Origin of the sequence: Flavobacterium solisilvae (genome assembly GCF_012911605.1) — a bacterium.
Classification (GTDB): Bacteria; Bacteroidota; Bacteroidia; order Flavobacteriales; family Flavobacteriaceae; genus Flavobacterium; species Flavobacterium solisilvae.
This window is the reverse complement of the sequence record NZ_JAAMPT010000153.1, coordinates 1-606: the sequence shown is the minus strand read 5'-3', so window position 1 is coordinate 606 and position 606 is coordinate 1. Positions and strand designations below refer to the sequence as shown.

Annotated in this window: 1 protein-coding gene; it reads right to left on the bottom strand. The window is 41.1% G+C overall.

Annotated elements, in window-relative coordinates:
• On the bottom strand, nt 1–606 hold a 606-nt coding region (locus tag G6042_RS00710), incomplete at both ends, for a hypothetical protein (protein ID WP_211161601.1).

Here is a 606-nt window from a genome sequence, read left to right as displayed (position 1 = left end):
TTGGATCGTTGGTCAAAGTCGTATCGCCTACCAATGCTGCTGATGGGTTGGTGATTTCATTGGTATTGTTTTCTAAATCGGTCAACGTTGGGTAATACTGTAACGTTAAATTCGTATCGCCATTTAAAATATACGCCTCGTTTTGGGTTAAATCAACGATTGCTTGTCCTGAGTTGGTTGCGTTTTCACAAACTGCTGGTAGCACATCTGGATTGGTATTTGGCTCTGGCGCTGGCAATACTCTGATGTTTAACGTGGTATAACCTACACATCCTTGCGCACTGATGATACGAACTCCTAACGTTTGTACTGCTGGTGATACATTGGTATAACTAGTAATAGTCGTGATTTGGTTGGTGTCGTTTTGTGCATCTAGCAAACTTGGATAGTACTGGAAGGTATATCCTGGCAAGGCTGTGATTTGTCTTACCGTTAAATCAAATACTGCAAATTGGTCGTTTGGTAAAGTATCACATTCGTTGATTGGTTGTGGCGTTGGTACTACTAATGGTATGCCAACAATTACTTGGAATGTGCCTAAATTATAACAACCCGTTGCGTTGTTTTCTACACGTACCCAAATGGTTTGTCCATTGCTTGCTGAAT